This is a genomic window from Gillisia sp. Hel1_33_143 (genome assembly GCF_900104765.1).
In the GTDB taxonomy this organism is placed as follows: Bacteria; Bacteroidota; Bacteroidia; order Flavobacteriales; family Flavobacteriaceae; genus Gillisia.
In genome coordinates, this window is sequence record NZ_LT629737.1 from 1,587,785 (window position 1) to 1,612,355 (window position 24,571).

19 protein-coding genes and 2 tRNA genes are annotated in these 24,571 nt (G+C 35.2%); 11 read left to right on the forward strand and 10 right to left on the reverse strand.

What is annotated here, in order from left to right:
• Positions 1-10: 10 nt before the first annotated feature.
• The 7 genes from BLT84_RS07195 to BLT84_RS07225 form a co-directional block, all read right to left on the reverse strand.
• A complete protein-coding gene (locus tag BLT84_RS07195) occupies positions 11-412 on the reverse strand; it encodes a BLUF domain-containing protein (protein ID WP_034894136.1) in 402 nt (133 codons plus the stop codon).
• Between the two features lie 193 nt (positions 413-605).
• Positions 606-1,469, reverse strand: coding sequence for an RNA polymerase sigma factor RpoD/SigA (locus BLT84_RS07200; RefSeq protein ID WP_029035204.1), 864 nt, complete (start codon positions 1,467-1,469; stop codon positions 606-608).
• A gap of 248 nt (positions 1,470-1,717) precedes the next feature.
• Positions 1,718-3,964, reverse strand: a complete 2,247-nt coding sequence (locus BLT84_RS07205) for a polyribonucleotide nucleotidyltransferase (RefSeq protein ID WP_091263829.1) — start codon at positions 3,962-3,964, stop codon at positions 1,718-1,720.
• A gap of 225 nt (positions 3,965-4,189) precedes the next feature.
• Positions 4,190-4,459: a 30S ribosomal protein S15 gene (gene rpsO, locus BLT84_RS07210; RefSeq protein WP_034889587.1), complete on the reverse strand. Its 270-nt coding sequence runs from the start codon at positions 4,457-4,459 to the stop codon at positions 4,190-4,192.
• A 136-nt stretch (positions 4,460-4,595) separates the two neighbouring features.
• A complete protein-coding gene (gene accD / locus BLT84_RS07215; protein ID WP_034889589.1) occupies positions 4,596-5,453 on the reverse strand; it encodes an acetyl-CoA carboxylase, carboxyltransferase subunit beta in 858 nt (285 codons plus the stop codon).
• A gap of 118 nt (positions 5,454-5,571) precedes the next feature.
• Complete coding sequence (fbaA, locus tag BLT84_RS07220; RefSeq protein ID WP_091263831.1) at positions 5,572-6,639, reverse strand: class II fructose-bisphosphate aldolase; 1,068 nt, start codon at positions 6,637-6,639, stop codon at positions 5,572-5,574.
• 49 nt (positions 6,640-6,688) lie between these two features.
• Entirely contained in the window at positions 6,689-9,253 is a 2,565-nt protein-coding gene (locus tag BLT84_RS07225) for a BamA/TamA family outer membrane protein (RefSeq protein ID WP_091263832.1), read from the reverse strand.
• 37 nt (positions 9,254-9,290) lie between these two features.
• Between BLT84_RS07225 and BLT84_RS07230 the strand changes: the two genes are divergently transcribed.
• Positions 9,291-10,025 carry a TrmH family RNA methyltransferase gene (locus BLT84_RS07230; RefSeq protein WP_091263833.1) on the forward strand — a complete coding sequence of 245 codons (735 nt, stop codon included), beginning with the start codon at positions 9,291-9,293 and terminating at the stop codon, positions 10,023-10,025.
• Here BLT84_RS07230 and BLT84_RS07235 read toward each other — a convergent pair.
• The 3 genes from BLT84_RS07235 to BLT84_RS07245 all read right to left on the reverse strand — a co-directional run bounded on the left by BLT84_RS07235 (position 10,019) and on the right by BLT84_RS07245 (position 12,141).
• The gene (locus tag BLT84_RS07235) at positions 10,019-10,726 is read right to left on the reverse strand and encodes an outer membrane beta-barrel protein (protein WP_091263834.1); all 708 of its coding nucleotides are present in this window, start codon (positions 10,724-10,726) and stop codon (positions 10,019-10,021) included. The two genes, BLT84_RS07230 and BLT84_RS07235, sit on opposite strands and share 7 nt — an antisense overlap.
• A gap of 1 nt (position 10,727) precedes the next feature.
• Positions 10,728-11,459, reverse strand: coding sequence for a bifunctional demethylmenaquinone methyltransferase/2-methoxy-6-polyprenyl-1,4-benzoquinol methylase UbiE (ubiE, locus tag BLT84_RS07240; RefSeq protein ID WP_091263836.1), 732 nt, complete (start codon positions 11,457-11,459; stop codon positions 10,728-10,730).
• A 136-nt stretch (positions 11,460-11,595) separates the two neighbouring features.
• On the reverse strand, positions 11,596-12,141 hold the full coding sequence (locus BLT84_RS07245) for an RNA methyltransferase (RefSeq protein WP_091268115.1): 546 nt from the start codon (positions 12,139-12,141) through the stop codon (positions 11,596-11,598).
• Positions 12,142-12,277: 136 nt separating this feature from the next.
• Here BLT84_RS07245 and BLT84_RS07250 point away from each other — a divergent pair, with 136 nt between their 5' ends.
• The 10 genes from BLT84_RS07250 to BLT84_RS07295 all read left to right on the forward strand — a co-directional run bounded on the left by BLT84_RS07250 (position 12,278) and on the right by BLT84_RS07295 (position 24,567).
• Complete coding sequence (locus BLT84_RS07250; RefSeq protein WP_091263838.1) at positions 12,278-13,759, forward strand: M28 family peptidase; 1,482 nt, start codon at positions 12,278-12,280, stop codon at positions 13,757-13,759.
• 57 nt (positions 13,760-13,816) lie between these two features.
• Entirely contained in the window at positions 13,817-16,000 is a 2,184-nt protein-coding gene (locus tag BLT84_RS07255) for a S9 family peptidase (RefSeq protein WP_091263840.1), read from the forward strand.
• 124 nt (positions 16,001-16,124) lie between these two features.
• Complete coding sequence (locus BLT84_RS07260) at positions 16,125-17,936, forward strand: ABC transporter ATP-binding protein (RefSeq protein ID WP_410503553.1); 1,812 nt, start codon at positions 16,125-16,127, stop codon at positions 17,934-17,936.
• 64 nt (positions 17,937-18,000) lie between these two features.
• Positions 18,001-19,065, forward strand: a complete 1,065-nt coding sequence (locus BLT84_RS07265) for a proline iminopeptidase-family hydrolase (RefSeq protein WP_091268118.1) — start codon at positions 18,001-18,003, stop codon at positions 19,063-19,065.
• 277 nt (positions 19,066-19,342) lie between these two features.
• The gene (gene mutS, locus BLT84_RS07270; protein ID WP_231929518.1) at positions 19,343-21,967 is read left to right on the forward strand and encodes a DNA mismatch repair protein MutS; all 2,625 of its coding nucleotides are present in this window, start codon (positions 19,343-19,345) and stop codon (positions 21,965-21,967) included.
• Between the two features lie 117 nt (positions 21,968-22,084).
• Positions 22,085-22,157: transfer RNA gene (locus BLT84_RS07275), tRNA-Gly, on the forward strand.
• Positions 22,158-22,204: 47 nt separating this feature from the next.
• Positions 22,205-22,290: transfer RNA gene (locus BLT84_RS07280), tRNA-Leu, on the forward strand.
• Between the two features lie 58 nt (positions 22,291-22,348).
• Entirely contained in the window at positions 22,349-23,647 is a 1,299-nt protein-coding gene (locus tag BLT84_RS07285; protein WP_091263843.1) for a tyrosine-type recombinase/integrase, read from the forward strand.
• Between the two features lie 180 nt (positions 23,648-23,827).
• On the forward strand, positions 23,828-24,205 hold the full coding sequence (locus tag BLT84_RS07290) for a hypothetical protein (protein WP_091263845.1): 378 nt from the start codon (positions 23,828-23,830) through the stop codon (positions 24,203-24,205).
• Positions 24,205-24,567 carry a hypothetical protein gene (locus tag BLT84_RS07295; RefSeq protein WP_091263847.1) on the forward strand — a complete coding sequence of 121 codons (363 nt, stop codon included), beginning with the start codon at positions 24,205-24,207 and terminating at the stop codon, positions 24,565-24,567. The genes BLT84_RS07290 and BLT84_RS07295 overlap by 1 nt, the downstream gene beginning before the upstream one ends.
• The last annotated feature ends 4 nt before the right edge of the window (positions 24,568-24,571 follow it).

Below are 24,571 nucleotides of genomic sequence, written 5' to 3' on the forward strand. Positions count from 1 at the left end.
CGTAATCTGTTTAATTTACAAAGGCGTTGAGCATGGTTTGAACAACTTTTTGCGAACCTTGATCTAAAGTTTGAATATTATTTAAATACCTGCTTAAAGTCTCTTCATCGTACTTTCGATGTTCAGATAAAAAATCACTTTTATAATCATCAAAACTCCCTGCGGCTATCTCTTTTCCAAAGATCTTTATAATATTATGATGCCGTGGGTCTTTTTTAATTCCCTCAAATAATTTTAAGATTATTTCTTTATTACCCTCTATTACTTGTAGAAAATTTCCATCAGAATATAATAATAAGCCTTTTATGTGATGTGTATTATTCCAGTTTTCACTCCAACTAAGTACCTCATCTATTTGTTCCGAAGTTAGGTTAATGTCTGCAGTGCTAACATAACTTATTGCGTAATTCATTCCAGTCATTTAGTGTTTCATATAAAAATAATGAAAAATTATGAGTTGTTTAATTAGATCCATACCGTAAAAAGTAAATTTTTTATATTAAAAAACCCCGGTCATCACTCCGGGGTTCATTCATCAATCAAAAAACGAACAGTTACCCCCGATAGATATCGGGACTATACTGTTGTCATCGTCTATGGGATGATTATCCCAAATATGTTTTTAATATTTTACTTCTAGAAGTATGTTTTAATCTTCTAATCGCTTTCTCTTTAATTTGTCTTACACGCTCTCTGGTAAGGTCAAAAGTTTCACCAATTTCTTCCAAGGTCATTGGGTGTTGATCTCCCAATCCAAAGTAAAGACGAATCACATCGGCCTCACGTGGAGTTAAAGTTTCAAGAGCACGTTCAATCTCTGTACGTAAAGATTCGTGTAATAATTCTCTGTCTGGGTTTGGAGATTCTCCAGAACGTAATACATCGTAAAGGTTAGAATCTTCCCCTTCTACTAAAGGAGCATCCATAGATACGTGACGTCCAGAGTTCTTCATAGACTCTTTTACGTCATTAATGGTCATATCTAGTTCCTTTGCAATTTCTTCTGCACTTGGTGGACGCTCGTGAGATTGTTCCAAGAAAGCAAAAGTTTTATTGATCTTGTTAATAGATCCAATTTTGTTAAGCGGTAAACGTACAATTCTAGATTGCTCAGCCAAAGCTTGCAAAATAGACTGACGGATCCACCATACAGCGTAAGATATAAATTTGAAACCACGAGTTTCATCAAAACGTTTTGCTGCTTTGATCAAACCTAAGTTACCTTCGTTAATTAGATCGGGAAGAGTTAATCCCTGATTTTGATATTGTTTAGCTACAGATACCACAAAACGTAAATTCGCCTTTGTGAGTTTCTCCAAAGCTCGGTCATCACCCGCTTTAATTCGTTGCGCTAATTCTACCTCTTCATCGGCAGTAATCAGGTCAACTTTACCAATTTCTTGCAAATACTTATCTAGCGAAGCAGTCTCACGGTTGGTAACCTGCTTCGTAATCTTAAGTTGTCTCATCTATCTTCTCCTTGGATTTTTAATTATGAATAGCTCCTGTATTAAGTTATACGTAAAGAGAGCTTAAAATGTTACAAAACTCTTATTATTTTTTATTTGGGCGTTTCCCTACGGGTCGGGCTATGTGCTTCAAGTCCTCGCTCCCTGCAGTCGCTGCGGGCTTTTCGCTACTATCCCTAACGCAAAAATCAAACAAAAAAAATGCTCTGAAATTTTCAGAGCATTTAATATATTAGAGAAGAAACTAATTAATCGTTTCTGTTTTCTCTTGGTTTTCTGTCATCACGACCTCGGTTGTCTCTAGAACCACCTCTGTTGTCACGACCTCTATCATTTCTATCATTTTCTCTTGGTGGTCTTGGTTGGTAACCTTCTGGTTTTTCCAATAAAGCCTTACGAGAAACTTTTTCTTTACGTGTTTTTGGATCTACTCCAAAGTATTTAACATCCATAACGTCTCCAATATTTACAATATCAGTTACATTATCGGTGCGTTCCCAAGCTAACTCAGAAATGTGTAATAATACTTCGTTTCCTGGTGCATCTATATATTCTACTACCGCTCCAAAATCAAGAACTTTAATAACTTTCACTTCGTAAACGCTACCTTTTTCTGGTTTGAAGGTAATAGATTCTATTTTAGCAAGAACTTTACTGATTCCTTCTTGTCCAGTTCCTAAGATCTCAACAACTCCTTCTTCGGTAACAGGATCTTCGTTAATAACGATAGTAGTCCCTGTAGATTTCTGAAGTTCTTGAATCACTTTTCCTCCTGGTCCAATTAAAGCACCAATAAATTCATTCTTAATACGAACAGATACCATTTTAGGAGCATATTCTTTCACATCTTCGCGTGGAGTAGAGATGGTTTCAGTTAATTTCTCAAGAATGTGTAAACGTCCGTCTCTTGCTTGTTTTAATGCACTTACAAGAATTTCGTAAGAAAGTCCTTTTACTTTAATATCCATCTGGCAAGCGGTAATTCCATCTGCCGTTCCGGTTACTTTAAAGTCCATATCTCCTAAGTGATCTTCATCCCCAAGAATATCAGAAAGCACTGCATATTTCCCAGAGTCACCATCAGAAATTAATCCCATTGCAATACCAGAAACAGGTTTCTTCATTTGGATACCTGCATCCATCAATGCCATTGTTCCGGCACAAACAGTTGCCATAGAAGAAGAACCGTTAGATTCTAATACTTCAGAAACAACTCTTACAGTATAAGGACAATCTGAAGGGATCATTCCTTTTAATGCACGTTGAGCTAAATTTCCGTGTCCAACTTCTCTACGGGAAGTACCTCTAATTGGGCGAGCTTCTCCAGTTGAAAAAGGAGGGAAGTTATAATGTAAATAGAATGTTTCTTCACCTTCAAAAGATGGCATATCTATTTGGTTTGCTTCTCTAGAAGTTCCTAAAGTTACCGTAGCCAAAGCTTGAGTTTCCCCACGTGTAAAAATAGAAGAACCGTGTACAGATGGTAAGTAATCTACTTCACACCAAATTGGTCTAACATCTGTAGTTTTCCTACCATCTAAACGTAATCCTTCATTTAAAGTAAGATCTCTTACCGCAGCCTTTTCAGCTTTGTAATAATATTTAGAAACCATCCCACCATATTCTGAAAGTTCTTCTTCAGAAAATGTTGCTTTGATCTCTTCTTTTATAGTATCGAATGCAGCGCTACGTTCGTGCTTAGCAGAACCTGCTTGAGCTACTGCATAAACTTTATCATAAGCCATATCATGGATCTTTTTCTTAAGATCTTCATTCTCTGGCTCTGCGTCGTACTCTCTAGTTGCTTTTTTACCAACAGCTTCAGCTAATCTTACTTGAGCTGCACATTGAACTTTAATAGCTTCGTGTGCTGCTTTGATAGCTTCCGTCATTTCTTCTTCAGAAATTTCGTTCATCTCACCTTCAACCATCATAACTGAATCTGCAGATGCACCAATAACCATTTCCAGGTCAGATTCTGCTAATTGCGCTCTAGATGGGTTAATGATGAATTCACCATTTACTCTACCTACACGTACTTCAGAAATTGGGCATTCAAAAGGAAAGTCTGAAAGTTGAATAGCTGCAGATGCTGCTAATCCTGCCATTGCATCCGGCATCACGTCATCGTCATGAGACATAAGTTGGATCATCACTTGAGTTTCTGCGTGATAATCTTTAGGGAATAATGGTCTTAAAACACGGTCTACTAAACGCATTGTTAAAACTTCACCATCACTAGGGCGTGCTTCTCTCTTAAAGAAACCACCAGGATAACGACCTGCTGCCGCAAATTTTTCGCGATAATCTACCGTTAATGGAAGAAAATCTACATCGCTTTGTTTGTAGTTTGAAACTACAGTACATAACAACATACATTTTCCAGATTGCACAACTACTGAACCATGTGCCTGTTTTGCTAATTTACCGGTTTCGATAGAGATCTCTCTACCATCACCAAGGTCAATAACCTCTTTAAATGTTTTTGGAATCATAATGTTTTTGAATTCTACACCTGTAATAATAAACAGGGATTGTTAAACAAAGGTCTCCCGTGAACTGTCTCATCGGGATTGTGTTGTGTTGTTGTTGTAGTGTTGGTTGACCAATGAAAAACTACTCTTATTCTAATCTAAGAGCGACAATTTTAAGAAAGAACATTAAGCAAATCTACGTGCTTATTATATATAAAAAAAGGGGGCATGAGCCCCCTTTAAAATTTATTTTCTCAATCCTAATTCCTTAACAATAGCACGATATCTCATGATATCTTTCTTCATTAAGTAATCAAGGAGTCTTCTTCTTTTACCTACTAGTAATACTAGAGATCTTTCTGTGTTATAATCTTTACGATTAGTTCTCAGGTGATCTGATAGGTGGGAAATACGGTGAGTAAATAATGCGATTTGCCCTTCAGCAGAACCGGTATCATTTTTACCTTTACCGTGTTTAGCGAATAGATCTTGTTTTTCTTCTATGGATAAATACATTCCAATATTAATTTTAATGATTTTTATGTATAAACAGATTTTCTGTCAAGCGGCAAAGATACTATATTTTTCTTATAAATTATTCTCAAGTCAAATTTTAATATTTCAGCCTTTCTATAGATAGCATTCTGATATATTATTTTCTAACCGGTTGATTAAGAACTAAGTCTAAGTATAAGTTAATCTTATCTTTTAATTCTGATCTTGGAGTTATAAAATCTAAAAATCCATGCTCTTTTAAATACTCTGCAGTCTGAAAATCCTTTGGTAGATCTTGACCTGTAGTATCTTTTACAATCCTTGGTCCAGCAAATCCAATAAGTGCTCCAGGTTCAGAAATATTAATATCTCCTAGCATTGCGAAAGAAGCCGTGGTTCCTCCTGTTGTTGGATCTGTGCATAAAGAAATGTAAGGAATGTTAGCATCTGCCAATTGTGCTAATTTTACAGATGTTTTAGCCATTTGCATTAAAGATAGTGCAGCTTCCATCATTCTCGCCCCTCCAGATTTAGAGATCATCATAAATGGCAATTTGCGTTCTAAAGCATAATCTGCCGCACGAGCAATCTTTTCTCCTACTACAGATCCCATAGAACCTCCAATAAAGCTAAAATCCATACAAGCTATCACTATATCTTTACCTTTAGATTTTCCAACCGCGGTACGAACAGCATCTTTCAATCCGGTTTTTTCTTGTGCTTCTTTTAACCTATCTGTATATTTTTTAGTATCCTCAAAATTTAAGGGATCTTTAGAAGAAATGTTTTTATCTAATTCCTTGAACTTGTTATCATCAAAAAGAATTTTAAAATATTCTACACTTCCAATTCTAACGTGATAACCATCTTCCGGGCTTACATAGAAATTGTTCTCCAGTTGCTCTGCATCTACAATTTTACCTGTTGGAGATTTATACCATAATCCTTTTGGTACATCTTTCTTTTCTTCGGTAGGGGTTTGTATACCTTTTTGAGTTCTTTTAAACCAGGCCATAGTCTTAATTATTTTAAATTTCTTGAGTATATCTAAAAGAGAGATAACTTAATCAAGAAACCTATTAGAAAGAGAACAGCCGGAATAGTATATATTCCAGCTGTCAATAATTTGTTTATTATAAAGTGTTTACGTTATTAAGGTCTTCAAAAGCTTGCTTTAATCTAGCTTTAAAAGTTAATTCACCTTCACGTAACCATACTCGTGGGTCGTAATGTTTTTTATTTGGTACTTCTGCACCATCAGGATTTCCAATTTGAGCTTTTAAATAATCTTTTTTGTCGCCCATATAATTGCGTATACCTTCTGTAAAAGCATATTGAAGATCTGTATCAATATTCATTTTAATAACTCCGTAACCAATAGCTTCACGAATTTCTTCTAAAGTAGATCCACTACCTCCATGAAATACAAAATCTATGTGGTTTTCTTCAAGGTTATGTTTTTTACTCAAAAATTCCTGAGAATTTTTCAGAATCTTTGGAGTAAGTTTTACGTTTCCTGGCTTGTAAACTCCATGAACATTTCCAAAAGCAGCAGCAATTGTAAATTGGTCACTTACTTTGCTTAATTCTTCATAAGCATAAGCAACTTCTTCTGGCTGGGTATATAATTTAGAATCGTCTACATCAGAATTGTCTACACCATCTTCTTCACCACCGGTAATTCCCAATTCAATTTCTAAGGTCATTCCCATTTTTTTCATTCTCTCTAAATATTTCTTAGAGATCTCTATGTTCTCTTCAATAGGTTCTTCAGAAAGATCTATCATATGAGAGCTGAATAAAGGAAATCCAAACTGTTCAAAATTCTTTTCACTTGCATCTAGTAAACCATCAATCCAAGGTAAAAGTTTTTTTGCGCAATGGTCTGTATGTAAGATCACAGTAGCACCGTAAACTTTTGCTAATTCATGAATATGTTTAGCTCCTGCAACGCCACCAGCAATTGCAGCTTGTTGATTTTCGTTAGACAGACCTTTCCCTGCATTAAATTGAGCTCCTCCATTTGAGAACTGTATAATTACCGGAGCGTTCAATTCTGCCGCTGTTTCAAGTACAGCATTTATTGTATTAGATCCTGTAACGTTTACTGCGGGTAAAGCAAAACCTTTACTTTTTGCGTATTTAAAGATCTCTTGAACTTCTTTTCCTGTGGCTACACCGGGTTTTATATTGTGACTCATAATATTGTATATCAAATTAAGGTTTACAAAAATAAGAAAATAACTTTGGTTAGAACGGATAATTGATACCTACATTATAAACAGCATGGCTAAAATTATAATTTCTAAACCATCTATTTCCAAGGTCTTGTTCTGGATCATACGTTTTAAAACCTACATCAAACCTTAGAACAAAAAAGTTAAAATCATATCTTAATCCAGCGCCAGATCCTACTGCAATATCTCTAAGGTCTGAGAATGATGTGAACGTTGCGGCAGGATCTGTAACTACATCTTCCACATTCCAGATATTTCCTACATCTATAAAAAATGCTGAATTTAGAGCGCCAAATAAGTTGTATCTATATTCTGCATTAAAAGCCAACTTCATGTTTGCTTCATTAAATTCATTTCTTCCACCTGTACTTCCAGGTCCTAGATCGTATGCTTGCCACGCTCTGTTATCATTAGGTCCCCCAGCAAAGAAACTTCTAATAAAAGGGATGCTGTTGGCATTTCCAAATGGTACAGCAATACCACCAAATGCTCGAACGGCAAAAATGTTTTTATTTCCAAGGTCCCAATGTTTGATATAATCTATTTCTGTTTTTAGGTATTGAGAGAAATTTACGCCCACTATGCTATAAACTCCATTTTCATCCTTTTGGGCGCCAGATAGTTCTGATAGAGCCCATAAAAAGTTTCCTGCAGACTCAATTTTAAATCGAAATCTTGAGAAATCATTATCGTATAAATTCTCTTTGTTATTATTGATGTAAGTGAAATTTGTAGCAAAGATCAGATTATTCTCCGTAAGTCTATTTTTTCTCTCGTTGATATTATCGATCTCTTGAATTTGATCTGAATTTAATCCGGTGGTAGAAGAATTCTCTGAGGTAACATCTTTCAAGAAATTATCTGCACCATTAGGGATGCTCAAATTCCCATCACTATTTAAATAATTTGGATTAGTACTAACCCCAGGAGTATTTATTATTTCATTTAAATTGATGTAAGAATTCTGATACACATTAAAGTAATTATCAGTATTTAAATTCCGAACATATTGAATGTTTAGCAAGTCTAATTTGTCTGAAATATTCTTGGATGGATTCCAGCTATAATTTAAGATCCCATTTAAATTACGTTTGTCTAATCCTATATTATTCTGTGTACTAACTCCCAAACTTAAGCTGGTAAATGGCGACATATATTTTGGAATGATCCTATCTGTTTTTATCGGTAAGAAAATTCTAGGGATTACTAATTTAATGTCTGCTCCCAATTCAGAGATATTGAAAAATTGATCTCTTGAACTTCCCTGTGCTGCATCTGTAGAAGAACCTACACTTCCTCTTCCCGAGATCTCGAAAGTTTCTGCACCTTTGAAGATATTTCGAATAAGCAGGGAACCTCCAAAGCCAATTCCAAAATCTTGAATATTACTTTGAGAAATATCAAAATCAAAGCTCAGTGAATACTTTTGTTGGGGAGTAAGAAAAATATTAGCTACTAGATCTGTATTTGTGCTATCTGTAGGATCTGGAACGTACTCAATATTTGGGTATTTAAAGATTCGTAAAGAACTCATTCGGTTATAAGTTCGGGTTCTATCGGTATCTTTAAAGATCTCGCCGGGTTTTATGAAAATAGCATCTGTAATTGCCTGCGGTTTATAATTTAATTCATCAAAACTATAGATCTTATACCCCTTATATGAGGCACTATCTGTTACCGGTTTATATCTGTTCTCAAACGTATAATCTGTGAAAACATTTACCTTGCTTATCTTATGAATTTTAAAAGGTACGCGAGAGGTAGTATCGCCACGTTCTACCATTCTATCTTTTACAATAATGGTCGTATTAACTTTATGATCTGTACCAACAGTATCTGCTTCAAAACTCAAATATTCCTGATCAAAATAATACACTCCATTATTTCTGAAAATAGTATTAAGCCTGTCTCTTTCAGCATTATAATCTAAAGTTCTGTATTGAACTCCAGATACAATTTTAGATTCATCCGTATGTAGATTGTATAATGAATCAATAACTTTTGATTGCATTCTTTGTTTGATAGAATCTACAATGTAAGGGTCGTGGCTATTTACAAAAAACTCGATCTCACCTCGTTTTCTATCTTTTGGATTAATGGTGAAATCTGTCTCTGCATTAAACCAACCATTATTGAAATACCAAGATTTTAATCTATTGCTAGATTTTTTGGCAAGTTCTTTATTAATAATAACTGGAGCTTCTCCTGTGTTCTCTATCCATTTATTAATTCCAACATAAGATTCTCGCATGCGCTGAACCTGTTTCTTAGAATAAATGGAATTCAATCTTTCAATTCTATTCGGTTTTTTATTCAACCAATCTACAAATACAGAGTCGGGGTCTGGTTTCGCTAAATTGTAAAAATGGAGCCTTAGAGGTAGTCCTAATAATTTTGCGTTAGGTTCTTGATACAGCTGACTGTAGATTCTTGAGTCTTTTGATTTCTCGCCATTCAGGAAAATAGTGTTCTCTGTAAGAAGTAATTCATTAGCGTCAACCCTTTTTACCGCGTTGCACGAAACTATTATAACCAGGATTAAAATAAATAACGATATTTTTGCAAGCAAGCGTTTCAATAAGGCAGAATTAAGAATTCAAAAATAGATTATTTGTATGGTAAGCAAAAGCCAAATTAAGTTAATAACAAGTCTTGAGCAAAAAAAAAACCGAACTAAAAATGGCTTATTTGTAGTTGAAGGTAAAAAAGGAATTAACGAGCTTTTAAAATCTAATGTAGCGTTAGATTCTTTATTTACAACAGAATCTATTTTTAATGCTCCAAAGGTTAAAACGCATTTAATTAGCGAGCAAGAACTACAGAAGATTAGTAGACTTAAAACTGCTCAAACAGCGGTAGCCTTGTTTAAAATTCCTGTAGAAATCTCAATTAATTTAGAGGGTCTTATAGTTGCATTAGATGGGGTAAGAGATCCAGGTAATTTGGGGACAATAATAAGACTTTGCGATTGGTTTGGAATTGAACAGCTGATTTGTTCTGTAGATACGGTAGACTGTTATAATTCAAAAGTAGTGCAAGCCACAATGGGAAGTATTGCAAGAGTAGCTATTTCTTATGTAAATCTTGAAGAATTTCTGAAGGAGCAGAACTCTTCACAGGTGTTGGGTGCTTTTCTAGAGGGAAGAAATATTTATGAAACTAAACTTCCTAAAAAAGGAATTGTAGTATTGGGAAATGAAGCTAATGGAATTTCTTCAGATATAGAAAATCTGGTAACTCAAAAAATTAATATTCCTCAATACGGAAAATCTGAAGAAACTGAAAGTTTGAATGTGGCAACTGCAACGGCTATACTGTTAGGCGAATTTAGACGACAGGAGAATTATTGAAAAGTGAAATTTAAAAATATACCTCTAGACCTCATTTTATCTACATTTCCTGTAAATATACTATTTGGATCTGAATCTCTAACAAGTTCATCATTTATAGCGAAAACACCACGTAGTGAAGGTGAAAGTTTAAAATAATAGAAATAAAGGTCTATGCCAATTCCAACTTCATAGTAGTATGTAAGAGTTTTCATTCTAAACTGTCCAACACTATTATCGTCAGGGTTATTTTCATTACTAGAAAGGTTTAAAGATGATGATAATCCTCCCACTACAAATGGTTTGAAATTGTACATCCTATCTGCAGAGAATTTTAGCAATAAAGGAACATGAACATAAGTTGCGTTTATTTCTCTTATGGTATTTTGATCTGCTTTTAAAAGTTGAAAATTTCTACGGTTAAAGCTAACTCCAGGTTCAAGTCTAAGATCTAAATTGTTGTTCAATTTAAGATTTCCAATTAGTCCAACATTAAAACCTATAGTACGTTCTACATTATAGCCTTTATCTTGAAAAGGTTTATTAGGTTGAAACTCTTTAAGGTCAAAATCCAGGTCATACGTGTTAAAACCTAAAAAATATCCCCAAGACCATCTCTTATTATCAAAATTCTCATTATTGATAAGTCCATCAGAAAATATCTGAGCGTTCCCTTGCAAACTGTATAAGAACAGCGCTATAATGGCAAAATATTTTTTCATATTAATTTTTAGAAGCAGTGTAAATTGTGGCAACTCCAAATGTTTGAGGTCTATCTTCTACATTTATAAACCCAATTTTGCGCAAAATATTGTTGAACTTTTCACCATATGGAAAAGCGGCAGCACTCTCACTTAGATAAGAATAAGCTACTTTGTCTTTAGAAAACAATTTTCCGATTGCAGGCAGCATAACAGTAGAGTGGAATTTATAGCCTTGTTTGAAAGGAAATTTTGTTGGAACAGAAGTTTCTAGAACCACAAAGATTCCTTTTGGTTTTAGTACTCTATATATTTCTGTGAGCCCTTTTTCAAGATTTTCAAAATTCCTAACCCCAAAGGCTACAGTAATGGCATCAAAACTATTCTCTTCAAAAGGTAAAGCTTCCGAATCTGCCTGTACCATTTTAATTTTATCAGATAATTTCTCTGAAGCGATCTTTTTCCTACCAACAGAGAGCATTCCTTCAGAAATATCTAAGCCTATAATTTCTGTTGCACCAGTTTTTGCTAAGCTTATAGCGAGGTCTCCAGTTCCTGTGGCAATATCTAGTGCAGACTTTGGTTTTGTAGCCTCAACGAGTTTTATCACCTTTTTTCTCCATTTAACATCTATTCCAAAAGAAATAACGCGGTTAAGGCCGTCATAATTCTCAGAAATATTATCAAACATCTGCTCTACTTGCTCTTTTTTATTGAGGGAAGAACCTTTATAAGGGGTGATTTTTTTTTCCATTGGGGCAAATTTAGCTCAAAGATAATGGATAAGAAATAATTGTACAGATAACTTTCTAACTTTCTTACATCTACAAAGTATAAAAAAATCTAAACATAAGGTATAAATTGATAATACGGTTTTTTCCTCTTCATAATTAGTTTGTACTAAAAGTCATTTTAGAAAATAGATCCCAAATAACAATTCCAGTACTTACAGAAATATTTAAAGAATGTTTACTACCTAATTGTGGGATCTCAATTACTCCATCACAAAGATTTACTACTTTTTGTTGAACACCTTTTACCTCATTTCCAAACACAATAGCATATTTATTATTAAGTTCTGTCTTAAAATTATGTAGCATAGTGGAATTTTCTGCCTGCTCTATGGCATATACTTTTATTCCTTCTTCTTTCAGCTTAAAAATAACATCTAACGTATCTTCAGCATAGCTCCAACTTACGGTTTCGGTTGCTCCAAGTGCTGTTTTGTGAATATCTTTATGAGGAGGTTGTGCCGTTATACCACACAAATAGATTTTCTCAATTAGAAATGCATCAGAAGTTCTAAAAACAGATCCAATATTATTTAAACTTCTAATGTTGTCTAAAATTACAATGATTGGAGTTTTTTTAGCTTCTTTAAATTCAGAAATACTTTTCCTGTCTAACTCGCTATTTTTAAGCTTTCTCTTTTCCATAATAGCAAAAGTAGCAATTATCATTTCAATTTTTCAGAGCAATACCTGCTTTATGATAGTATCAATTATATAAATTTGATACTACTATATAAAGTGATAATAATCTTATATTTAGGCAACTTTAATCAGCCATACAATGAAGAAATATTATTTTATACTTAGCATTTTGATGCTTACTTCCAACTTAATTTTTGCTCAATCAGAAAAAGAGAAAACTCAAGAAACGGTAAATAAAAATGTTATTAAAGGGCATATCTATTTTTTAACAGATGATCTATTAAGAGGTAGGGAAACAGGTACTTCAGAAAATAAAATTGCAGCTTCTTATTTGGCGAACGTGCTAAGAGGTTATGGTGCAAAGCCAAATCCGTTAACCGGAACTTATTATCAAGACGTTCTTCTGAAAAAGACAGAAGCACCTATATCTTTCGCTGTTTCTTTAAATAATATGGATAGGAAGGATGCTATTGCATTAGTGCCTGCAAAGCTGGATTTTAACGGTAGAGGTATATATGTAGGACATGGGCTGGAAGAGGATTATAAAGATCTTGATGTAAAAGGGAAGTTGGTTGTTTTGCTCTCCGGAAATTCAAAAAATAATGAATTAAGGACTGCGTTTGGCTTAACATCACAAAAGACAGATTTAGCTAAAGAAGCAGGTGCTATTGGAATTGTAGAAATGGTTAGTAATGGAGAGGTTGATTGGAGTGCTATAGCTCATCATTTCAATGCTGATAAATTAGAGAATATTAAGAAAAATGATACCTTAGAAAGGTCTAACGATATACCTTATGTTTGGATCAAAGAATTTGGAGGAGTGCCTTCAGATTTAAAAATTGGGCAAGAGATCGCTGTTAAATTAGAAATAAATGCTCCTAACGAGACTGAAGTACATTCTCAAAATGTAATTGGGATCATAGAAGGAACAGATCCAAAGTTAAAAAATGAGTACATTATTTATTCTGCACATTATGATCATGTAGGGATTGGTGAGCCAGATGCCACAGGAGATACTATTTATAACGGTGCCAGAGATAACGCTGTAGGTACCACAACCGTTTTAAGTGTTGCAGAAAATCTATCAAAACATCCAACCAAACGTTCCGCTCTGTTTATTTTGTTTACTGGGGAAGAAAAGGGGTTGTTAGGTAGTTCTTATTACACAGAAAATCCGGTTTTACCTTTAAAACAAATGGTATACTGTTTTAATAGTGATAATGGAGGTTATAATGATACTTCTGTTGCCACCATTGTTGGTCTGGAAAGAACTACTGCTAATAAAAATATTAAGCAAGCCGCTAAAGAATTTGGACTAACCGCAATAGACGATCCAGCTCCGGAGCAGAATTTATTTGATAGAAGTGATAATGTAAATTTTGCTAAAAAGGGAATTCCTGCTCCAACCTTTTCGTTAGGATTTAGATCTTTTGATGGGGAGGTTACTAAATATTATCATCAGGCTGGAGATGAGGCAGAGAGTTTGGACTATGAATATTTACTTAAGTTCTTTCAATCCTATGTTTTATCTGCGAGATTGATTGCTAATGATCCTAAGACACCGTTTTGGATATCGGGAGATAAATATGAAAATGCAGGCAAAGCTCTTTATATTGAATAAAAATGATCGAAATAAAACTTTTTACCTTTTATATCTACATGCTTTTAAAATAAATTTATGAGAAAAATTCTACTAACTTTTGCTCTAATTGGTTTTTCAATTCCTTCAATTAACGCACAGGATAAAACTGTGAGAGAAGTAACCAAAGATGATTATGAAAGAGCTACAAAATATCTCGGAGCCAGTGTAAGAGATCTAGTAACTCATGGAGGTGTAAATCCAAATTGGTTAAAGAATGGAAATTTTTGGTATAATGTGAATACGGCAGATGGAACACAGTATATATTCGTAAATGCTAATAATGGAAAAAAATCTAGTTATAATTCTGTAGAATCGCTCTTAAAAGCCCATTCTCAATCTAAGGAGGAAAAGTCAACAGCTGCATCTTATTATGATGTGGTTTCACCAGACGGTAAGAAAGCAGCTTTTATAAGAGATTGGAATTTATGGATAAAAGATCTGAATTCAGATGAAGAATTTCAATTAACCACAGATGGAGTTGAAAACTTTGGATATGCTACAGACAATGCCGGATGGCGTAAAAGTGATAGGCCAGTTTTGCTTTGGTCTCCAGATTCAAAGAAAATAGCCACTTATCGGCAAGATCAAAGACATGTGAGCGATATGTATTTGGTTTCTACAAATGTTGGAGCCCCTAAGCTACAGCAATGGAAATACCCAATAGCGGAAGATTCTGCAGTTATTCAGATAAAACGTGTAATTATAGATGTAGAAAATTCCACCATAATACCTTTAAAAGTGGAAAACGATCCTAGAAGAGGAAGTTTATGTGATGATATTTCTTGCTCAGGATCTTTTGATGATAATGAATGGAGTGCAGATTCTAAGCAGCTAGCCTTTGTTTCAACTTCTAGAGATCATAAAATAGCAAAACTTAGAATAGCCAATGCCGCCACAGGAGAAGTACGTGATATTTTTGAAGAAACGGTAGCTACGCAATATGAGTCTGGTCAAGGTGCAATTAATTGGAAATTTTTACCAAAATCAAATGAGATCATCTGGTATTCTGAACGAGATGATTGGGGGCATTTATATTTATATGATGCTAGATCTGGCGAATTAAAAAATCAGATTACCAAGGGAGATTATGTGGTAACAAAGGTTTTAAAGGTAGATATAGATAAACGTGAGATCTATTTTGAAGCTAATGGAAGAGAGAAGGATTCAGATCCATATTTCAGTCATTTCTATAAGATAGATTTTAAAGGTGAAAATTTAAAACTATTAACTCCGGAAAATTCAAATCATTCTATCTCTTTTTCTCCTGAAGCACGGTTTTTTGTCGATAATTATTCAACTCCTTCAAAACCAAATACAGCGGTTCTTAGGGACATGAATGGAAAGCTAATTTCTAACTTAGAAAAGGAAGATATTTCTAGTTTAAAGCAAATTGGATGGAAAGCTCCAACACAGATCACTGTAAGATCTAAAAATGATAAATGGGATCTTTATGGATTGATGTTTACTCCATCAGATCTGGATAGTACAAAAACATATCCGGTGGTGAATTATATCTATCCCGGACCGCAAGGAGGCGGAGTTGGAAGTAGATCTTTTTCAGTTTCCAGAAGTGATCATCAAGCTTTAGCCGAGTTGGGTTTTGTGGTAGTAATAATCGATGGAGCCTGTAATCCGGGTAGATCTAAATCTTTTCATGATGCTTGTTATGGTAATATGGCAGATAATACTTTAGAAGATCAAATCTCAGGAATCAAACAATTAGCTAAAAAATATTCATTTTTAGATCTCAATAGCGTTGGAATTTGGGGGCATTCTGGTGGAGGTTTCGCTACCGCAGCCGCAATGTTCAAATATCCTGAATTTTATAAAGTGGGGATTTCAGAATCTGGAAATCATGATAGCAGAAATTATGAAGATGACTGGGGAGAAAGATATATTGGGCTTTTAACTAAGGATGAAGCAGGGAATTCTAATTATGATGATCAGGCTAACGCTAAATTTGCGAAAAATTTGAAAGCGAAATTGTTATTGGCGCATGGGGGATTAGATGATAATGTTCCTCCTTACAACACCTATCTGGTTGTTGATGCTTTGGTAAAAGCTAATAAAGATTTTGATCTGATAATTTTTCCTAATGCCAGACATGGGTTTGGGAAAGATAGCTACTACATGATGCGTAGAAGATGGGATTATTTTGTAGAAAATTTAATGGGGGCAAAACTTCCAACTGAATTTAAAATAGAGCCAAATAAAAAATAGAAATTTTCAACAAGTAAGTTTCTGACGATTTCTCGTCTTAATTTTCATTAGATAGGGTGAGAATCAATACTTTTCATCCTATCCTTAATTAAATTAATTCCATTTGCCAAGACAAAAATTATCCATGCAGCCAAATAAGATCAATCTTAAGGAAAGCTTTGCTTCTTTAAAGTTTGTTCCAAGATTCTTTAAAGAGATAAGAAGAGTTAATCCGGGCTTGTTCTATATCAACATCCTATGCAGATTTATCAATGCGATTTTACCGCTAATTTTATTATGGATAGGTAAAATTATTATTGACGAAGTAGTGGTGCAAATGGCTGCTGATGTTAAAGATTATGATAGACTGTGGCTTTTTGTTGGAGCCGAATTTGGCTTAGCAATACTCTCAGATTTAATGAGCAGAGCTATCAATTTAACAGACGCTTTGCTTGGAGACCAATATTCTATTGATACTTCGGTAAGGATCATAAAGAAAACTGCAGAGCTGAATTTAGATCAGTTAGAAGATTCAGAATTCTATGATAAACTGGAAAGGGCACGTCAACAAACTACTGGTCGAGTAGGGTTGATGTCTAATATTCTAACCCAAGCAGAAGATGTGATTGTGATAATCTCATTATTGGGTGGGGTAGTAGTTTTTGAACCTTGGCTGCTCATTCTGCTGGTGGTTTCCATCATTCCAACCATTATCAATGAAATTAAATTCAGCGGAACAAGTTATTCGCTTGCTAGAAGCTGGACTCAGGAACGTAGAGAATTAGATTATTTAAGATATGCAGGTGCCAGTGATGTAACTGCTAAAGAGGTGAAATTATTCGGACTTTCGGGATATCTGGCAGAAAGGTTTAAAGAATTATCAGATAAATATTACAAAGAAAGTAAGAAGCTTGCAAAACAACGCGCTAGTTGGGGTTCTATGTTCAACGTAATTGGAACCGGAGCTTATTATGGTGCGTATGTATTTATAGTTTTTAGAACGGTAGCAGGATTTCTAACCTTGGGTGATCTTACTTTCCTTTCCGGATCTTTCAACAGGCTTCGTGCAAAATTACAAGGCTTCTTTACCAGATTTACTGCGATTACGGAAAGTGCCCTTTATCTTCAAGATTACTTCGAATTCTTAGATCTTCAATATGAAGAAAATCAGGTTGACGAAGCTTTGCCTCTTCCGAAGAAGATTCAAAAAGGATTTGAATTCAAAAATGTAGGTTTTAAATATCCAAAGTCTGAAAGATGGGTGGTTAGAAATATTAATTTTGACTTAAGAGCTGGTGAGAAATTAGCTTTTGTAGGTGAAAATGGAGCCGGGAAAACTACATTAATAAAATTGTTGCTTAGATTCTATGAACCTACCGAAGGTGAAATTCTGTTAGATGGAGTTCCAATCAACAAATATCATCAGGCACAATATCAGCAATACTTTGGAGTGATCTTTCAGGATTTTGTAAAATTTGAACTGACCTTGAGAGAGAATATCGCTATGGGAGAGATTTCAGAAATTGGCGATCAGAGTAGGATTGATGGCGCTGCCCAGAAAAGTTTGGCAGATGAGGTGGTTTCAGAATTACCTGGAGGTTATGATCAGCAACTTGGAAAACGGTTCAAGAATGGTAAAGATCTTTCCGGCGGACAGTGGCAAAAGATCGCTATTGCCAGAGCTTACATGAAGAATTCTGAAATTCTTATTCTCGACGAGCCTACTTCAGCCTTAGATGCAAGAGCAGAAACCGAAGCTTTTGACAGATTCATTAAGCTAACCGAAGGAAAAACGGCCGTTATTATTTCGCATAGATTTAGTACGGTGAGAATTGCAGATAGAATTATGGTACTTAAACACGGGGAAGTTCTGGAAATTGGAACTCACGAAGAGTTAATGAAGAATGATAAGCTGTATGCAGAATTATTTAATCTTCAAGCGGCAGGATATCAGTAAAATACATTAGAATTTTATGTAATTTAAAGGAATGGTATTTTATAAATTAATCCTTTACTTAGATATGAAAATTTTAAGCCTTCCGAAGTTATTAGTATTGCTAATTCTTTGTTCTACCACTGTTTTTTCTCAGAACAAATCCGATAGTAAATTAGATTCGAAAACCAGCGATTATCTTACGTATATAGATCCTGAGATAAAATTTACTGGAGGCATCAAGATGATTCCTATCACTACAGATCAAGGCACTTTTAATGTGTATACCAAACAAGTTGGGAATAATCCCACGATGAAAGTGTTGCTGCTTCATGGAGGCCCGGGTGGGACTCATGAATTCTTTGAAAGTTTTGATGGCTTTTTACCTGCAGAAGGAATTGAGTATTTTTATTACGATCAGTTAGGATCTTATTATAGCGATCAGCCTTCAGACAAAAGCCTTTGGACTAATGAAAGATTTGTGGATGGGGTAGAGCAAGTTAGAAAAGCTTTGGGTCTTAATGAGGATAATTTTTATTTGTTTGGGCAGTCTTGGGGTGGAATTCTTGCTATGGAATATGCTTTAAAATATCAAGATCATTTAAAAGGACTTATAATTTCCAATATGATGGCCAGTGCGCCGGAGTATAATAAATATGCGGAAGATGTTATAGGGCCACAAATGGATCCTAAAGTTTTAGCTGAAGTGAAAGAGCTAGAAGCGAAAGGAGACTTCGAAAATCCGCGATATATGGAATTGCTTTTAAAACATCATTATACAGAACACCTGTTAAGAATGCCTGTTGAAAAATGGCCAAATTCTATCAATAGAGCTTTTGATCATTTAAATCCGGAAGTGTATGTATATATGCAAGGTCCGAGTGAATTTGGTATTGCCGGGGATGCTACCTTAAAAGATTGGGATGTATCCAAGAGATTGAAAGAAATTAAAGTACCCACCTTAGTTATTGGTGCAAAATATGACACTATGGATCCTGAGTATATGAAATGGATGTCTACTGAAGTTCAAAATGGGCGTTATTTATATTGTCCCAATGGAAGTCATCTTTCTCAATATGACGATCAAGAACATTTCTTTCCTGGCTTGATAAAATTCATCAAGGATATAGATTCTGCAAACTTTAGTGAATAATTAAGTTGTGTAGATTTCTGAAGAGGTGTTTATTGAAAATGAGGGAATATTTTAGAGAAGTCAGGTTGAGTATTTCGACTTCGCTCAATACAGGCTATAGTCGAAACCTAAATCTTTACTACCAAATAGTTCTCGACTTCGCTCGAACAGACAATGAAAGATTTACTTTAAAGTTTAAAAGAACCTGGTTGTGGATAATTTTAAAATAAATGCTTTAGCTTAAATTTCAATTAAAAAATGGAATAAGTACTTTAGCAACAAATTAATCCATTAGATTTTGGCAGCCAAAAAAGCAAAAGAAACCACCCCGTTAATGAAACAATATAATAGCATCAAGGATAAATATCCCGATGCCTTGCTGTTGTTTCGCGTAGGAGATTTTTATGAAACTTTTGGAGAAGATGCGGTTAAAACCGCTCGCATCTTAAATATAGTTCTTACTAAAAGAGGTAACGGGAGCGAAGTGGAAACCGCTTTGGCAGGATTTCCACATCATGCTTTGAATACTTATTTGCCAAAACTGGTAAAAGCAGGTTTACGTGTGGCCATTTGCGATCAATTAGAAGATCCAAAAATGACCAAAACCATCGTAAAACGTGGTGTTACCGAATTGATCACTCCCGGTGTTTCCATGAATGATGAGGTGTTGAACAGCAAAACCAATAATTTTTTGTGTGCTATTCACTACGGTAAGAAGATCATGGGAATTTCATTTCTTGATGTTTCTACCGGGGAATTCTTAACTGCTCAGGGGAATGCAGAGTATATAGATAAGTTGCTTCAAAATTTTGGTCCGAGTGAGGTGCTTGTTCAGAAAAATCATAAGAAAGATTTTACAAAGACCTTTGGAGATTCCTTTCACTGTTTTTATCTGGAAGACTGGATCTTTAAATTGGATTATGCCTATGAGTCTTTAAATGAACATTTTCAAACCAAATCTTTAAAAGGTTTTGGAATAGATCATTTAGCGGAAGGCATCATATCTTCCGGAGCTATTTTATATTATCTAGGAGAAACCCAGCATCATAAACTTCAGCATATAGCATCTATTACCAGAATTGCTGAAGAAGAGTATGTATGGATGGATAGGTTCACCATCAGGAATTTAGAATTATATCATTCCAACGCCCAAAATGCGGTTACTTTATTAGATGTTATAGACAAGACTATTTCCCCAATGGGAGGGAGAATGATGAAACGCTGGCTGGCACTTCCGCTTAAAAACGTTCAGAAGATAAAGGCAAGGCACAAAGTGGTTGCTCATCTTATAGAGAATAGAGCAGAGCTGGATAACATTCAGAAAAATATAAAAAAGATCAGCGATCTGGAACGTTTGATCTCTAAAGTGGCAACAGGAAAGATCTGTCCGAGGGAAGTACTTCACCTCAAAAATTCATTAGATGCTATTGCTCCGGTAAAAGAGCTGGCTATGAATAGCAAAGAAGAAGCTCTAAAAGTTTTAGGAGATAGGTTGCAAAGTTGTGAAGTGCTGAGAAATAAGATTGAAGAAACCTTACATGAAGATGCTCCTGTAAATATTGTAAAAGGAAATGTGGTTGCTAAAGGTTTCCATGAAGAGTTAGATAATTTAAGAAATCTTGCTTTCTCCGGGAAAGATTATTTAGATGGAATGTTGCAAAGAGAAAGTAAGGAAACCGGAATTACTTCTCTTAAAATTGGAAGCAACAATGTTTATGGATATTATATAGAAGTTAGAAATTCTCATAAAGATAAAGTTCCGGAAGCTTGGATACGCAAGCAAACTTTGGTGAATGCCGAAAGATATATCACGGAAGAATTAAAAGAATATGAAGGAAAAATTCTGGGGGCAGAAGAAAAGATCCTTCAGTTAGAACAACAAATATTTGGAGAGCTTGTAACATGGTTAGCAGATTATATTCAGCCGGTACAACAAAATGCACGGTTGATAGGGGAGTTGGATTGTTTGTGCTCTTTTGCTATACATGCAATTACCGAGAATTATTCAAAACCTGAAATTGAAGATTCTTTTGAGCTCGATATTAAAGAAGGAAGACATCCGGTTATAGAAAAGCAGTTGCCACACGGGGAAACTTATGTTGCTAACAATTCTTTTTTAGATAGAGATGCGCAGCAGATCATTATGATCACCGGGCCAAACATGAGTGGTAAATCGGCTATATTAAGACAAACTGCATTGATAGTGCTTTTGGCTCAAATGGGAAGTTTTGTGCCGGCAGAATCGGCTAGAATTGGTTTGGTAGATAAGATCTTTACCAGAGTAGGAGCCAGCGATAATATTTCTATGGGAGAATCTACGTTTATGGTGGAGATGAATGAGACTGCAAGTATATTGAATAATATTTCTGAAAGAAGTTTAGTGCTACTTGATGAAATTGGTCGTGGAACTAGTACTTATGATGGAATTTCGATTGCCTGGGCAATCACCGAATATTTACATGAGCATCCTGCACATCCAAAAACTTTATTTGCTACTCATTATCATGAATTGAATGAGATGGGAGAAATCTTTAAGCGGATCAAGAATTATAATGTTTCTGTAAAAGAGTTAAAAGACAATGTTCTTTTTCTAAGAAAATTGACTCCGGGAGGAAGTGAGCATAGTTTTGGAATTCATGTAGCTAAAATGGCGGGAATGCCACAGCAGGTATTGAACAGGGCAAATAAGATCATGAAAAAACTAGAAAAATCTCATCAGATGCAAGATTCGGGAGAAATTTTAAAAAATTCTGCAGAAAAAGATATGCAGTTGAGCTTTTTTAATTTGGACGACCCATTGCTTCAAGATCTTAAAGAAGAATTGTTGCATATTGATATTGACACACTTACGCCTGTGGAAGCTTTAATGAAGCTAAGTGAAATTAAACGCATGCTTACCAGCAAACAAAAAACGAAGGTCTAAAAGTGTATTTTTTTTAAAAAATCCTTTGGTAATACAAGAATTGTATTAAATTTGCAACCGCAATACGCCACAAGGCATTGCGCTCTCAAGGTTATCGAGAGTATGTTCTTACAAATCGCGAAAATAGCTCAGTTGGTAGAGCGCCACCTTGCCAAGGTGGAGGTCGCGGGTTCGAATCCCGTTTTTCGCTCGGAAAGTAGCGAAAAAAGAAAAATTTTCGCAATATATAATATCCACGCTCGGATGGTGGAATTGGTAGACACGTTGGACTTAAAATCCAATGATCAGCAACGGTCGTGCGGGTTCAAGTCCCGCTCCGAGTACATTGAAAACCCCTGATAACACAGGGGTTTTTTAGTTTTTAGGAATCTCGTTTTTATCATGAAAAAGAAAAACGTACCTAGATTCGAACCTATAAATTCTCATCTTTCTATTGAGATCTCTATGGCGCAAAAGAGATATTCTGCACCTAAACTTTTTATTCCTCGGGTTAATGGTAAACCTACCGTAGCTCCGGGAAAACGCTGGTATGCCTATTTCTATTGGAGGACCTCTCCCAATGGACCTTTAGATAGAAAATTCTCCTACACTAAGAAAATGAATAGGCTACCATCTGCCAAAGAGCGGAGAGCTGCCGGGAATCACCTGGTTTCTATTTTACATACTGCTTTAGAGCGAGGATGGATTCCGGATGCTGAAGAGCGTAAAGCTAAAAAAGTGGTGAAACGTGGAGACTCTATGATTCTTGCAGATGCTTTAAATTATGCCTATAAGATCAAGGCCAAGGGAGGTAAAAGCATTACTACACTTAAAGGGTATCAATTCCACAAAGACCGGTTCCTGGAATGGGCAAAGGCTAATGGGTATTATGGATTAAATCCGGATAGATTTAGCGTAGATCATTTTTATGAGTTCCTGGACTGGCTTCGATTTGAGTATGTAAATGAAAAAACCGGACTTGAAATGTCTGGATCTTCCATAAACAATCATAAGGCCAGCTTATCTGCTTTGTTTACCACTATGAAGAATGAGCGGCTTATTTCTGTAAATTTCATCAAGGATATTCCTGATATAGATTCTGAACCGATAAATAATAAAGCCTTTACTCATGAGGAATTGGCACTCCTAAAAGCTGAAATGCAACGATCAGATCCATATCTTATCCCACTCTTTAGTTTTATATTATATCCATTACTCCGGCCCAGAGAAATTTGCAGATTAAAAGTAAATTCTTTGAATACCGACAATTGGCTGATCAAGGTGCAAACTAAAACTGAGATCTTGAGTGTAAGAAGAATTATTGACAAGCTTAAGCCCACTATTGAAGGCATGAAGCTTGAGGAATATCCTGGGGAATTCTACCTTTTTACCAATAGAGATCAACCTGCAGACTGGGACGCAAGTTTGCAGTCTCGCTACGATCATTTTTCTAAGCGTTTTAAAATTATAAAAGACAATTTGGGTTTTGGAAGAGAATATGGTTTGTATTCCGGACGACACACGGCAATTATGGATTTATATGATTCCCTTCTGGGCCAAGGATATGGAGAAATGAAAGCGCTGCTGGAGCTAATGCCACACACTACGCATAAAAGTGTAGCCGGTATTAAAGCTTATATAAGAAGACACCGCAAAACTATCCCTGCAGATCATTCAGATCTTTTTACCATAGACTTCTAATAATCAACCTATAGGTTTATTTTATATATTTGAGTATATTCCTGCAACTTGACGAAGTAGAGCTATGTTCACCTTGGTAACGGTCGCAGTCTTTAAATAGGGGGAGATGTAAGCTAGGTTCGAATCCTGCCTTCCAGCTCTGCAGGAATTTTTTAATTTTTTTATATTAATTAACTGGTGATGGATACAACAGAATTTAAAACCAAACTCGACAATAGAGAATTTTGGGGTGTTAATTCAGAAGAAATGTGGGAAGCTGCCAGAGAGTGGGAAATGCAATCTAATATAGATGTTAATATTTGCCAATGGAGCTGGGACTGTGGTTTAAAACTGGATTATGATGGAGATATTTGCAAAATCAGTTCTCGTTTTTATCCACCTCACAAACATGCTGCACCGGAAAAATGGTCTGGATCTATTTCTGTAATAATCGGTGATGAATATATTCACAATCATAAGGTAGAATCTGATACTCTGGATATGCTAAAAATCACAGTTGAAAAATATGTTTCAACCATTCTAGATAAAATTAATTCCAATATTAAAGCAGCTTTTTAATGGCAAAATCCAAATTCGATAATATTCTAGACGCTGCTCTTGGAATTTCAGGAGGCTACAATTTTCATGAAGCCTATCTCGATGAAGCAATGCAAATTAATGAAGAAAAGCTAAGGTTTTTGGAGAGGACTTCTAGATCTAAAATAGAATTCGAGAATGGCGGCTTTATTTCTTCTCATTCTGCAGATGATAAGAATGCCGGACGTGGATTACGTCCATTTGTTCCGCATCCGTGCCAGGATGAAGAATTTGCTTTAAGCAAATTATTTCAAAAAATTGGAAGAGAGGATGCAAAAAAAGTAGACTTCAAAATTTATGATGAAATATTCATGAGGACCTTAAAAAACAAGCGCTCTGAATAGAAAT

What these genes read in the sequence shown, in the direction of transcription:
- accD (WP_034889589.1), bottom strand. Translation starts at nt 5,453, where the DNA reads ATGGCCTGGTTTAAAAGAACTCAAAAAGGTATACAAACCCCTACCGAA.
- BLT84_RS07230 (WP_091263833.1), top strand. Translation starts at nt 9,291, where the DNA reads ATGGTAAGCAAAAGCCAAATTAAGTTAATAACAAGTCTTGAGCAAAAA.
- BLT84_RS07290 (WP_091263845.1), top strand. Translation starts at nt 23,828, where the DNA reads ATGGATACAACAGAATTTAAAACCAAACTCGACAATAGAGAATTTTGG.
- fbaA (WP_091263831.1), bottom strand. Translation starts at nt 6,639, where the DNA reads ATGAGTCACAATATAAAACCCGGTGTAGCCACAGGAAAAGAAGTTCAA.
- BLT84_RS07265 (WP_091268118.1), top strand. Translation starts at nt 18,001, where the DNA reads ATGAAAATTTTAAGCCTTCCGAAGTTATTAGTATTGCTAATTCTTTGT.
- BLT84_RS07260 (WP_410503553.1), top strand. Translation starts at nt 16,125, where the DNA reads ATGCAGCCAAATAAGATCAATCTTAAGGAAAGCTTTGCTTCTTTAAAG.
- rpsO (WP_034889587.1), bottom strand. Translation starts at nt 4,459, where the DNA reads ATGTATTTATCCATAGAAGAAAAACAAGATCTATTCGCTAAACACGGT.
- BLT84_RS07255 (WP_091263840.1), top strand. Translation starts at nt 13,817, where the DNA reads ATGAGAAAAATTCTACTAACTTTTGCTCTAATTGGTTTTTCAATTCCT.
- BLT84_RS07295 (WP_091263847.1), top strand. Translation starts at nt 24,205, where the DNA reads ATGGCAAAATCCAAATTCGATAATATTCTAGACGCTGCTCTTGGAATT.
- ubiE (WP_091263836.1), bottom strand. Translation starts at nt 11,459, where the DNA reads ATGGAAAAAAAAATCACCCCTTATAAAGGTTCTTCCCTCAATAAAAAA.
- BLT84_RS07250 (WP_091263838.1), top strand. Translation starts at nt 12,278, where the DNA reads ATGAAGAAATATTATTTTATACTTAGCATTTTGATGCTTACTTCCAAC.
- BLT84_RS07245 (WP_091268115.1), bottom strand. Translation starts at nt 12,141, where the DNA reads ATGGAAAAGAGAAAGCTTAAAAATAGCGAGTTAGACAGGAAAAGTATT.
- BLT84_RS07285 (WP_091263843.1), top strand. Translation starts at nt 22,349, where the DNA reads ATGAAAAAGAAAAACGTACCTAGATTCGAACCTATAAATTCTCATCTT.
- BLT84_RS07195 (WP_034894136.1), bottom strand. Translation starts at nt 412, where the DNA reads ATGAATTACGCAATAAGTTATGTTAGCACTGCAGACATTAACCTAACT.
- BLT84_RS07235 (WP_091263834.1), bottom strand. Translation starts at nt 10,726, where the DNA reads ATGAAAAAATATTTTGCCATTATAGCGCTGTTCTTATACAGTTTGCAA.
- BLT84_RS07205 (WP_091263829.1), bottom strand. Translation starts at nt 3,964, where the DNA reads ATGATTCCAAAAACATTTAAAGAGGTTATTGACCTTGGTGATGGTAGA.
- BLT84_RS07200 (WP_029035204.1), bottom strand. Translation starts at nt 1,469, where the DNA reads ATGAGACAACTTAAGATTACGAAGCAGGTTACCAACCGTGAGACTGCT.